Annotated in this window: 13 protein-coding genes; 12 read left to right on the top strand and 1 reads right to left on the bottom strand. The window is 61.0% G+C overall.

The features are described from left to right. Window positions 1–176: 176 nt before the first annotated feature. A complete protein-coding gene (locus tag NTD80_RS05585) occupies window positions 177–869 on the bottom strand; it encodes an alpha/beta family hydrolase (protein WP_262132549.1) in 693 nt (230 codons plus the stop codon). Window positions 870–948: 79 nt separating this feature from the next. Here NTD80_RS05585 and ccoN (NTD80_RS05580) point away from each other — a divergent pair, with 79 nt between their 5' ends. The 12 genes from ccoN (NTD80_RS05580) to NTD80_RS05525 all read left to right on the top strand — a co-directional run bounded on the left by ccoN (NTD80_RS05580) (window position 949) and on the right by NTD80_RS05525 (window position 10,742). Then, complete coding sequence (gene ccoN, locus NTD80_RS05580; RefSeq protein ID WP_262132547.1) at window positions 949–2,373, top strand: cytochrome-c oxidase, cbb3-type subunit I; 1,425 nt, start codon at window positions 949–951, stop codon at window positions 2,371–2,373. A gap of 10 nt (window positions 2,374–2,383) precedes the next feature. Further along, window positions 2,384–2,992 (top strand): cytochrome-c oxidase, cbb3-type subunit II, encoded by a 609-nt coding sequence (ccoO, locus tag NTD80_RS05575; protein WP_038847986.1) that lies wholly within the window; start codon window positions 2,384–2,386, stop codon window positions 2,990–2,992. A 3-nt stretch (window positions 2,993–2,995) separates the two neighbouring features. Further along, window positions 2,996–3,196: a cbb3-type cytochrome oxidase subunit 3 gene (locus NTD80_RS05570; protein ID WP_065909612.1), complete on the top strand. Its 201-nt coding sequence runs from the start codon at window positions 2,996–2,998 to the stop codon at window positions 3,194–3,196. Continuing rightward, on the top strand, window positions 3,193–4,107 hold the full coding sequence (gene ccoP, locus NTD80_RS05565) for a cytochrome-c oxidase, cbb3-type subunit III (protein ID WP_065909608.1): 915 nt from the start codon (window positions 3,193–3,195) through the stop codon (window positions 4,105–4,107). Before NTD80_RS05570 ends, ccoP (NTD80_RS05565) begins: the two co-directional genes overlap by 4 nt. Window positions 4,108–4,523: 416 nt before the next feature. Beyond that, window positions 4,524–5,966, top strand: coding sequence for a cytochrome-c oxidase, cbb3-type subunit I (gene ccoN, locus NTD80_RS05560; protein ID WP_065909606.1), 1,443 nt, complete (start codon window positions 4,524–4,526; stop codon window positions 5,964–5,966). Further along, window positions 5,966–6,574, top strand: a complete 609-nt coding sequence (ccoO, locus tag NTD80_RS05555) for a cytochrome-c oxidase, cbb3-type subunit II (RefSeq protein WP_003193167.1) — start codon at window positions 5,966–5,968, stop codon at window positions 6,572–6,574. Before ccoN (NTD80_RS05560) ends, ccoO (NTD80_RS05555) begins: the two co-directional genes overlap by 1 nt. A gap of 5 nt (window positions 6,575–6,579) precedes the next feature. Further along, complete coding sequence (locus NTD80_RS05550) at window positions 6,580–6,765, top strand: CcoQ/FixQ family Cbb3-type cytochrome c oxidase assembly chaperone (RefSeq protein ID WP_005790274.1); 186 nt, start codon at window positions 6,580–6,582, stop codon at window positions 6,763–6,765. Next, the gene (gene ccoP, locus NTD80_RS05545) at window positions 6,762–7,739 is read left to right on the top strand and encodes a cytochrome-c oxidase, cbb3-type subunit III (RefSeq protein WP_065909604.1); all 978 of its coding nucleotides are present in this window, start codon (window positions 6,762–6,764) and stop codon (window positions 7,737–7,739) included. Before NTD80_RS05550 ends, ccoP (NTD80_RS05545) begins: the two co-directional genes overlap by 4 nt. A 159-nt stretch (window positions 7,740–7,898) precedes the next feature. Continuing rightward, complete coding sequence (locus NTD80_RS05540; RefSeq protein WP_262132541.1) at window positions 7,899–8,153, top strand: type II toxin-antitoxin system Phd/YefM family antitoxin; 255 nt, start codon at window positions 7,899–7,901, stop codon at window positions 8,151–8,153. Beyond that, the gene (locus NTD80_RS05535; RefSeq protein ID WP_262132539.1) at window positions 8,154–8,564 is read left to right on the top strand and encodes a type II toxin-antitoxin system VapC family toxin; all 411 of its coding nucleotides are present in this window, start codon (window positions 8,154–8,156) and stop codon (window positions 8,562–8,564) included. A gap of 207 nt (window positions 8,565–8,771) precedes the next feature. Then, a complete protein-coding gene (gene ccoG / locus NTD80_RS05530; RefSeq protein ID WP_262132537.1) occupies window positions 8,772–10,187 on the top strand; it encodes a cytochrome c oxidase accessory protein CcoG in 1,416 nt (471 codons plus the stop codon). Window positions 10,188–10,202: 15 nt separating this feature from the next. After that, window positions 10,203–10,742, top strand: a complete 540-nt coding sequence (locus NTD80_RS05525; RefSeq protein WP_262132535.1) for a FixH family protein — start codon at window positions 10,203–10,205, stop codon at window positions 10,740–10,742.

Here is a 10,742-nt window from a genome sequence, read left to right as displayed (position 1 = left end):
GGTGGGACTGACGCAATCCTAGGAAGCTGTAAACTGGCACTTCAATAGCGCGGGGATAATCCAGAGGCATCCGACATTGCCAATTGTGAAGAGCTGTCAGACATATCCCACCAGTTACACGCGGGCTGACCACACCTTACAACTCGACCCATCACAGGGTTGCTTGAGATGAGGCCCTAGCGGGCGCCGATAAACTCAGCCACCCGCACCGCCGCCGCCTCCAGATGCTGCTCATGACTGAACCCCGATGCCTTCAACGGCTTCAAGTCATGATCCCCCGCCACCAGCCACATCACCTCGATGCTCGGCGACAGGCCATACCCCTCCACCGCCGCCCGATTGCCCAGCGCATCGCGCTCGCCCTGCACGATCAGGGTTGGCGTCTTCAGCCCGGCCAAATGCTCGACCCGTGGCTTCTCTGGCTTGCCCACCGCATAAAACGGATAACCCAGGCACACCAGCCCATCGGCGCCCAGTTCATCCGCGACTAAACTGGCCATCCGCCCGCCCATGGATTTGCCGCCAATCGCCAGTTTCCCAGCGACATGACGTCGCACCTCGGCATGCACCTCACGCCACGCCTCCAGCAGTTTCGGCGCCGGGTTCGGTGGGCGTTTAACGCCGTCCACCCGGCGCTGGGCCATGTACGCAAATTCGAAGCGCAACACGTTCACGCCGTGCCCGGCAAGGCGTGCAGCCATGTCGTTCATGAACGATGAGTCCATCGGTGCGCCGGCGCCGTGGGCCAGGATCAACGTGACAGGTGCCCCCGACGCCTCGCCCGCCGCGACATCCCACAGCCAGCCGCGTTCGCGCACACAGTGCGCCCATTGATCCCCGTCAATACTGGCCTTGTGCTCTTTGCCCATGCTTGCCTCGCTTTTTAGTCTGCCTATAACTCCAGCCCAAGTGCCGCATCTGCTTGGGTTGAACCGTGGATGGGGAACCATGAACACTACTTTAAGTACCGCCTATAACTACAAGGTGGTCCGCCAATTCGCCATTATGACGGTGGTGTGGGGCATCGTCGGCATGGGGCTCGGGGTTTTTCTCGCTGCCCAATTGGTTTGGCCTGCGCTCAACTTCGACCTGCCCTGGACCAGCTTCGGCCGCTTGCGCCCGCTGCACACCAACGCGGTGATCTTCGCCTTCGGCGGCTGTGCGCTGTTCGCCAGCTCCTTCTACTCGGTGCAACGCACCTGCCAGACGCAGCTGTTCGCGCCGAAAATCGCCGCGTTCTGCTTCTGGGGCTGGCAATTGGTGATCCTGCTGGCCGCGATCACCCTGCCGCTGGGCTACACCAGTTCCAAGGAATACGCCGAGCTGGAATGGCCGATCGACATCCTCATCACCATCGTCTGGGTGGCCTACGCCGTCGTGTTTTTCGGCACGGTGATGAAGCGCAACACCAAGCACATCTACGTCGGCAACTGGTTCTTCGGTGCGTTCATCATCACCGTGGCCATCCTGCACATCGTCAACAACCTGGAAATCCCGGTCAGCCTGACCAAGTCCTACTCGCTGTACGGCGGTGCGACGGATGCCATGGTGCAGTGGTGGTACGGACACAACGCGGTAGGCTTTTTCCTCACTGCGGGCTTCCTGGGGATGATGTACTACTTCGTGCCCAAGCAGGCCGAGCGTCCGGTGTACTCCTATCGCCTGTCCATCGTGCACTTCTGGGCGCTGATCACCCTGTACATCTGGGCCGGCCCGCACCACCTGCACTACACCGCGCTGCCGGACTGGGCACAGTCGCTGGGCATGGTGATGTCGCTGGTCCTGCTGGCACCGAGCTGGGGCGGCATGATCAACGGCATGATGACCCTGTCGGGCGCCTGGCATAAGTTGCGCAGCGACCCGATCCTGCGCTTCCTGGTGGTCTCCCTGGCGTTCTACGGCATGTCGACCTTCGAAGGCCCGATGATGGCGATCAAGACCGTCAACGCCCTCTCCCACTACACCGACTGGACCATCGGCCACGTACACGCCGGCGCCCTCGGCTGGGTGGCGATGATCTCCATCGGCGCGCTGTACCACATGATCCCGAAAATCTTCGGTCGCGAGCAGATGTACAGCCTCGGCCTGATCAACGCGCACTTCTGGCTGGCCACCATCGGCACCGTGCTCTACATCGCCTCGATGTGGGTCAACGGCATCGCCCAGGGCCTGATGTGGCGTGCGGTCAACGAAGACGGCACCCTGACCTACTCCTTCGTCGAAACCCTAGTGGCCAGCCACCCTGGCTTCATCGTGCGGCTGGTAGGCGGTGCGGTGTTCCTCAGCGGCATGTTCCTGATGGCTTACAACACATGGCGCACCGTGCGCTCGGCGCAACCCGCCGAAGCCGCCACCACTGCGCAGCTGGCCTGAGGAGTCTGTGATGAAACACGAAACGATTGAAAAGAACGTCGGCCTGTTGATGCTGCTCATGGTGCTCGCCGTGAGCATCGGCGGCCTGACCCAGATCGTCCCGCTGTTCTTCCAGGACGTGACCAACAAGCCGGTCGAGGGCATGAAGCCCTATACCGCGCTGCAACTGGAAGGCCGCGACATCTACATCCGCGAAGGCTGCGTACAGTGCCACTCGCAGATGATCCGCCCATTCCGCGCCGAGACCGAACGCTACGGCCACTACTCGGTCGCCGGCGAAAGCGTGTGGGACCACCCGTTCCTGTGGGGTTCCAAGCGCACCGGCCCGGACCTGGCGCGCGTCGGCGCACGCTACTCCGACGACTGGCACCGCGCGCACTTGTACAACCCGCGCAACGTGGTGCCCGAGTCGAAGATGCCGGCTTATCCGTGGCTGGTCACCGCCGCCGTCGACAGCAGCCACACCGAGACCAAGTTGAAAGTGATGCGCACCCTCGGCGTGCCGTACACCGACGACGACATCAGTGGTGCGGTCGCCAGCCTCAAGGGCAAGACCGAGATGGACGCCCTGGTGGCGTACCTGCAAGTGCTCGGCACCGCCATCAAGAGCAAGAGGTGAGCCATGGGATTTGAATTCGATGCAGGCACGATCCGCGGCCTCGGCACGCTGGTGGTCGCCATCGCCTTTATCGGCTTGTCGCTGTGGGTGTTCAACAACCGGCGCAATGCGGAATTCGAGCAGGCGCGCCTGCTGCCCTTTGCCGATGAACCCACTCCATCCGACGCTCAAGAAGAGCCTGCAACAAGGAGCAACCGGCCATGACCCTATTCTGGAGTACATGGATCTGCGTACTGACCCTCGGCAGCCTGATCGGCCTGACTTGGCTGTTGATCGGCACCCGCAAGGGCGAGACCAAGGGCAGCGTCGACCAGACGATGGGCCACGCCTTCGATGGCATCGAGGAATACGACAACCCACTGCCCCAGTGGTGGTTCATGCTGTTCGCCGGCACCCTGGTGTTTGCCGTCGGCTACCTGATCCTCTACCCGGGCCTGGGCAACTGGAAAGGTGTGCTGCCGGGCTATGAAGACGGCTGGACCCAGACCAAGGAATGGGACAAGGAAATGGCCAGGGCCGACGCCAAGTTCGGGCCGATCTTCGCCAAATTCTCGGCTATGCCGCTGGAAGAGGTCGCCAAGGACCCGCAGGCGTTGAAGATGGGCGCACGCCTGTTCGCCTCCAACTGCGCGGTGTGCCACGGCTCGGATGCCAAGGGCGCGTTCGGCTTCCCGAACCTGGCCGACAACATCTGGCGCTGGGGCGGTTCGGCCGAGGCGATCAAGACCACCATCCTCAACGGCCGCCACGCGGCGATGCCGGCCTGGGGTGACATGCTGGGTGACGAGGGGGTGAAAAACGTCGCCGCCTATGTGCGTCACGACCTGGCCAAGTTGCCCTTGCCGGCCGACAGCAGTGCCGACCTGGCTGCGGGCCAAACCGCGTTCAACACCACCTGTGTCGCCTGCCACGGTCCGCAAGGCCACGGCATGGAAGCGATGGGCGCGCCTGACCTGACCAAACCGGCCGGCTATATCTACGGCACCAGCCTCGCGCAGTTGCAGCAGACCATCCGTCACGGCCGGCAAGGCCAGATGCCAGCACAGGAAGTGCTGCAGGGTAATGACAAGGTGCACCTGCTGGCGGCATACGTGTATAGCCTGTCCCATCAATAGCAGCCGGTGAGCGGGAAGCTTCAAGCTTCAGGCTGCAAGAGAAGAGTTCGCAACTTGGATCTTGCAGCCGTTTTTCCTGCGGCATGCAACTTGCCGCTTATGGCTGCCGCTCTGCGGCAGTTCGTCACACCCTTCCAAAGCACCACTTTCCCCCCCTGCCAATCGGGTCTACGCTTCCTTGCACAGTGGACCGGTTCAGAGCGCACGGCGTTGCCCGCTGCGGCCTGTGAAAATTCTTGTCCACTCGATCAGCTTTCGATTTCGGATTTTGTCCCTACGCAAAACATGGAAAGGGCGCAGAATCTGGCGTGGAACGCATTGATACAGGTCAGTCATTGCGTTGCAATGGCCCCTCGCTTTCTACATACTTGCGGCCGATTTTACCTATAAAAAAACCTAAACCGTGGAACCTTAGAATGAGCACAGCAATCAGTCCGACTGCTTATAACTATAAGGTAGTCCGCCAGTTCGCCATCATGACGGTGGTCTGGGGGATCCTTGGCATGGGGCTCGGGGTGTTCATCGCCTCGCAACTGGTCTGGCCGGAATTGAATTTCGGCTTGCCCTGGACGACCTTCGGCCGCCTGCGCCCGCTGCACACCAACCTGGTGATTTTCGCCTTCGGCGGATGTGCATTGTTTGCCACCTCCTACTATGTCGTGCAGCGCACCTGCCAGACGCGACTGATCTCCGACAGTCTCGCGGCCTTCACCTTCTGGGGTTGGCAAGCGGTCATCGTCAGCGCCATCGTCACCCTGCCGCTGGGCTACACCACCACCAAGGAATACGCCGAGCTGGAATGGCCGATCGCGATCCTGCTCGCCATCGTCTGGGTGACCTATGCGGTGGTGTTCTTCGGCACCATCGTCAAGCGCAAGACCAAGCACATCTATGTCGGTAACTGGTTCTACGGTGCCTTCATCCTGGTCACGGCGATGCTGCACATCGTCAACCACGCTTCGTTGCCGGTGAACCTGTTCAAGTCCTACTCGGCCTACGCCGGGGCGACGGATGCGATGATCCAGTGGTGGTACGGCCACAACGCCGTGGGTTTCTTCCTGACCACCGGTTTCCTCGGGATGATGTACTACTTCGTGCCGAAACAGGCCGAACGTCCTATTTACTCGTACCGCCTGTCCATCGTGCACTTCTGGGCGCTGATCACCCTGTACATCTGGGCCGGCCCGCACCACCTGCACTACACCGCGCTGCCGGACTGGGCGCAGTCGCTGGGCATGGCGATGTCGATCATCCTCCTGGCCCCGAGCTGGGGCGGCATGATCAACGGCATGATGACCCTGTCGGGCGCCTGGCATAAGCTGCGCACCGACCCGATCCTGCGCTTTCTCGTGGTCTCGCTGGCGTTCTACGGCATGTCGACCTTCGAAGGGCCGATGATGGCGATCAAGACCGTCAACTCGCTCTCCCACTACACCGACTGGACCATCGGCCACGTTCATGCCGGCGCCCTCGGCTGGGTGGCGATGATCTCCATCGGCGCGCTGTACCACATGATCCCGAAACTGTTCGGCCGTGCGCAGATGCACAGCGTCGGGCTGATCAACACGCACTTCTGGCTGGCCACCATCGGCACCGTGCTCTACATCGCCTCGATGTGGGTCAACGGCATCACCCAGGGCCTGATGTGGCGTGCGATCAACGATGACGGCACCCTCACCTACTCCTTCGTCGAAGCGCTGCAAGCCAGCCACCCGGGCTACATCGTCCGCGCCCTGGGCGGTACGTTCTTTGCCGCCGGCATGCTGTTCATGGCCTACAACGTCTGGCGCACCGTGCGTGCCTCCGACCCTGCAGAAGCCGAAGCCGCCGCCAAGATCGCCGTTGTGGGAGCCCACTGATGAAGCATGAAGTAGTCGAGAAGAATATCGGCCTGCTGGCCTTCTTCATGGTCATCGCCGTGAGCATCGGCGGCCTGACCCAGATCGTCCCGCTGTTTTTCCAGGACGTGACCAACAAGCCGGTCGAAGGCATGAAGCCGCGCACCGCGCTTGAACTGGAAGGCCGCGACGTCTACATCGCCAACGGCTGTGTCGGCTGCCACTCGCAGATGATCCGCCCGTTCCGCGCCGAGACCGAACGCTACGGCCACTACTCGGTTGCCGGCGAAAGCGTATGGGACCACCCGTTCCTGTGGGGTTCCAAGCGCACCGGCCCGGACCTGGCCCGTGTCGGCGGGCGTTACTCCGATGACTGGCAGCGTGCGCACTTGTACAACCCGCGCAACGTGGTGCCTGAGTCGAAAATGCCGGCGTACCCGTTCCTCGTGGAAAACAAGCTCGACGGCAAGGACACCGCGAAGAAGATGGAAGTCTTGCGCACCCTGGGCGTGCCCTACACCGACGAAGACATCGCCGGTGCCGCTGCAGCCGTGAAGGGCAAGACTGAAATGGACGCATTGGTGGCCTACCTGCAAGGCCTTGGCACCATCATCAAAAGCAAACGGTGACCTACATGGATATCGGGATGATTCGAGGCCTGGGCACCGTTGTAGTGATGGTGGCCTTTGTCGGCCTGGCGCTGTGGGTGTTCAGCCCGCGACGCAAGTCGGAGTTTGACGACGCGACCATGCTGCCCTTTGCGGATGATCCCGAAGCCATCAAGCACGTCGAGCAAGCTTCTAGGAGTAACAAAGAATGACTACGTTCTGGAGTCTGTACGTCACAGTCCTCAGTCTGGGTACCATCTTCGCCCTGACCTGGCTGCTGCTGTCGACCCGCAAGGGCCAGCGCGCCGAGCAGACCGACGAGACCGTCGGCCACTCGTTCGACGGCATCGAGGAGTACGACAACCCGCTGCCCAAGTGGTGGTTCATGCTGTTCGTCGGCACCATCATTTTCGCCCTCGGTTACCTGGCGCTCTACCCCGGCCTGGGCAACTGGAAAGGCCTGCTGCCGGGCTACAACTACCTCGACAACGACAAGCAAACCCCCTTCGCCAACGGGCAGACCGGCTGGACCGGCGTGCACGAATGGGAAAAGGAAATGGCCAGGTCGGACGCCAAGTTCGGGCCGATCTTCGCCAAATTCGCGTCGATGCCAATTGAGGAAGTCGCCAAGGACCCACAGGCCCTGAAGATGGGTGGCCGCCTGTTCGCCTCCAACTGCTCGGTCTGCCACGGCTCCGACGCCAAGGGTGCCTATGGCTTCCCCAACCTGACCGACGCCGACTGGCGCTGGGGTGGCGAGCCGGCCACCATCAAGGAAACCATCATGAAGGGTCGCCATGCGGTGATGCCGGCCTGGCTGGATATCCTCAAGGAACAGGGCGTGGCCGATGTGGCTGCCTTCGTCGTCACCAACCTCGATGGGCGCAAGCTGCCGGAAGGCACCAAGGCCGACGTGGCCAACGGCGAGAAACTCTTCGCCGCCAACTGCGTGGCCTGCCACGGCCCGGCCGGCAAAGGCACCCCCGCCATGGGCGCACCCGACCTGACGCACCCGGGCGCGTTCATCTACGGCTCGAGCTTCGCGCAACTGCAGCAGACCATCCGCTGGGGCCGTCAGGGCCAGATGCCTGCGCAGGAGCAACTGCAGGGCAACGACAAGGTGCACCTGCTGGCGGCGTATGTGTACAGCTTGTCCCATGGGGACAAGAAGACTGAAGAGCAGTAAGCCTTAGTCATGACAAAGCCCCGAATCACGGGGCTTTGTTTTTTCTGGCTGCTGCCATTTCAACGGCCGAATGCTCAACCGCTCGTAACATCGAGCTTGTCGCCCGCCGCCACAAAGTAGTAACGTAACTACATTCAATCTACCGAAGGGGGGATGCCCATGACTATCACCACCATTTCCAGTCGGGAATTCAACCAAGACACAAGCGGTGCCAAAAAAGCCGCCCGTCAGGGGCCGGTTTTTATCACTGATCGCGGCAAGCCAGCCCATGTACTGCTAAGCATTGAGGACTACCAGAAACTGACAGGTCTGAATGTCGACATCGTTGACCTGTTGGTGATGCCGGAAGCGGCCGAAATCGACTTTGAAACCGAACGTGCCGTGATCACTCAGCGCCCCGTGGACCTCTCTTGAATGTACCTACTAGACACCAACGTAATCTCTGAACTTCGTAAACCTCAGGCTGATGCAAGAGTGATCGCCTGGGCAAAAAGCGTTATCGCCCCACGCATGTTTATCTCAGCAATTACGCTGAAAGAACTGGAAACCGGCGTACTGCGGATGGAGCGCCGAGACCCGGCCCAGGGGAAAGTGCTGCGTACGTGGCTCAAACGTCATGTAATGCCAGCGTTCGATGCCAGAATATTGCCGGTTGATGCCGCCGTTGCGCTGCGTTGTGCCCATTTACAGGTGCCGGACCAAGCTAACGAAAGTGACGCATTGATTGCCGCAACTGCGCTGGTGCATGGGCTCACCGTGGTGACGCGTAACGTCAGCGACTTCAAGTCCAGTGGTGTTCCCCTGATAAATCCGTGGGACGAATGAACTGCTCACCGGCAAAAACCGTCCATACTTCTCAAGTCAATTGATCCAGGTCACGTACACCATCAATTGATTTCCCCCAACGCGACCAAAGGTCGCACCCTTTGCGCACTGTCGGGGGCGTATCATTAGGCCACTGCAACACCCTTAATTTGACCCCGGTTGGCACGTACTGGCCGAGGCAAATCTCCACCGCCGTGGGATGCAATGATGAGCAACCAGATACCGGTACATGACGTTACCCCGCCTGCCAAAAACGCCAGCCAATCCGTCGACCTTTATGCGTCGCGAGAGAAAATCTACACCCGCGCCTTCACCGGCCTGTTCCGCAACTTGCGCATGCTCGGTGGCGCCGGCCTGTTCCTGCTCTACTTCGGCACGGTGTGGCTGAACTGGGGCGGACACCAGGCAGTGTGGTGGAACCTGCCGGAGCGCAAGTTCTTCATTTTTGGCGCAACCTTCTGGCCCCAGGACTTCATCCTGCTCTCGGGCATCCTCATCGTGGCGGCGTTTGGCCTGTTCTTCATCACGGTCTACGCCGGCCGCGTGTGGTGCGGGTATACCTGCCCGCAAAGCGTGTGGACGTGGATCTTCATGTGGTGCGAAAAAGTCACCGAAGGCGACCGCAACCAGCGCATCAAGCTCGATAAAGCGCCCATGGGCATCAACAAGTTCGTGCGCAAATTCAGCAAGCACACCCTGTGGCTGTTGATCGGGTTTGTCACTGGCATGACCTTTGTCGGCTACTTCTCGCCGATCCGCGAACTGGTGTTCGACTTCTTCACCGGCCAGGCCGATGGCTGGTCGTATTTCTGGGTCGGGTTCTTCACCCTCGCCACCTACGGCAATGCCGGCTGGCTGCGTGAACAGGTGTGTATCTACATGTGCCCGTATGCGCGCTTCCAGAGCGTGATGTTCGACAAGGACACCCTGATCGTCTCCTACGACCCCCGCCGTGGCGAAGTGCGTGGCCCGCGTAAAAAAGGTGTCGACTACAAGGCCCAGGGCCTCGGCGATTGCATCGACTGCACGATGTGCGTGCAGGTCTGCCCCACCGGCATCGACATCCGCGACGGCCTGCAAATCGAGTGCATCGGTTGCGCCGCCTGCATCGATGCCTGCGACAACATCATGGACAAGATGGAGTACCCGCGCGGCCTGATCAGCTACACCACCGAGCACAACCTGTCCGGGCAGAAGACCCACAAATTGCGCCCGCGCCTGATTGGTTACGCGCTGGTGTTGCTGGCGATGATCGGCCTGTTGGTCGGGGCGTTTTTCATGCGCTCGCTGGTGGGTTTCGACGTCAGCAAAGATCGCGTGCTGTACCGCGAAAATGCCGAGGGCCGGATCGAAAACGTCTACAGCCTGAAGATCATGAACAAGGACCAGCGCGACCACACCTACGTGCTCGACGCCGCCGGCCTGCCGGATCTCAAGCTGCAGGGCCGGCGCGAAATCAAGGTGGCCGCCGGCGATATCGTCAGCATGCCGGTGGAGTTGTCGAGTGCACCGGAGCAGTTGCCGTCGAGCACCAACGAGGTGACCTTCATCCTGCGCGATGCCGATGACACCAGCGTCCAGATCGAAGCCAAGAGCCGATTCATCGGCCCACAAGTCCGTTAAACAGAGAGCATGAGAATGTCCGTAGCTACTGCCGCAAGCCCCTGGTACAAGCACCTCTGGCCCTGGATCATCATTGGGATCCTGGCCTGCTCGGTGACCTTGACCTTGTCCATGGTGACCATCGCGGTGAGCAACCCGGACAACCTGGTCAACGACAACTACTACGAGGCCGGCAAAGGCATCAACCGCTCACTGGACCGCGAACTGCTGGCCCAGACCCTGCAACTGCGCGCCAAGGTGCACCTGGACGAGCTGACAGGCGAAGTCGACGTGCACCTGACCGGCAACAGCAACCCGGCGACCCTGGAACTGAACCTGATCTCCCCGACCCAGCCGGAAAAGGATCGCAAGATCAACCTGGCCCGCAGCGACAGCGAGGCCGGCCGCTACATCGGCCAGGTCACCGACAAAGTCGAAGGCCGTCGTTTCGTCGAGTTGCTCGGCGTGGAAGGCGACCGCACCTGGCGCATGTTCGAAGAAGAACAGGTCAGCCACGACAAGGACTTGCTGCTGGGTGATGAGCCACTGCAGGGTGCCGAAGACCTGAAAAAATAA

The sequence above is a fragment of the Pseudomonas sp. 13B_2.1_Bac1 genome (assembly GCF_025466155.1).
GTDB classification, from domain to species: Bacteria; Pseudomonadota; Gammaproteobacteria; order Pseudomonadales; family Pseudomonadaceae; genus Aquipseudomonas; species Aquipseudomonas aylmerensis.
The sequence above is the reverse complement of the archived record's forward strand: the minus strand, read 5'-3'. Positions and strand labels throughout refer to the sequence as shown.